At 42.2% G+C, this 682-nt stretch carries 1 protein-coding gene and 1 pseudogene; both read right to left on the minus strand.

Annotated elements, in window-relative coordinates:
* The coding region (gene modA / locus R7R24_RS27210; RefSeq protein WP_318120199.1) for a molybdate ABC transporter substrate-binding protein at window positions 1-287 on the minus strand (287 nt) is incomplete at its 3' end.
* A gap of 125 nt (window positions 288-412) precedes the next feature.
* Window positions 413-682, minus strand: a pseudogene (locus tag R7R24_RS27215) (cobyric acid synthase CobQ); the annotation flags it as partial.

Below are 682 nucleotides of genomic sequence, written 5' to 3' on the forward strand. Positions count from 1 at the left end.
TCACTATCTATAACGCCTTCATCAACCAAGTAGTCCATCCATTTCGTGTTTGCAGAAATAAACACATCAGCTGGAGCACCATTGATAATTTGTCGTGCGATCGAAGACGAGCCGCCATACACAGGCGTAACTGTTACGTCATACTTTTCTTTAAAATCTTGAGCGATTTCGTCAATCGCATTCGTCATCGAAGACGCAGCATAAACTTTCAGATCCGTTGCTGCATTTGTTGAGAATGAAATGCTTAATATTGCCGCTAGGCAAGCATGCGTTTTCCATGCTTTCATAAAGTGACTCCGTACAAGGCAAGCGAAAATTCTATCTAGCCAAATGAATGCGTTCCCAGCCCGATCCGTTTTTCTAATAAGGAGCCGAGAGAAAATTTGGTTAAAGATAGCGTTTGGTTAACGAGTTATTTAAACAGAAAGTCAAGGTTCATGTGTTGTTCTATCGCATCCGCAATACGGTTAATACCTTGTTCTTTCAATACTTCAAAATCTTGCTGTTTGACCTGAGTGCCATTCACCCACTCAGTAATGAGGTTTAGCGCTTCCGCTTCGTCAAAAAATCCGTGCAAGTAGGTTCCCATAATTTGACCACATTCACTAATGGCACCGTCACATTCTCCGTTGTCGAGTTCAAGCGGTTGTTCGTCAAGTACCTGGCTTCTACCAACATGAAT

The sequence above is a fragment of the Vibrio sp. 704 genome (assembly GCF_033339295.1).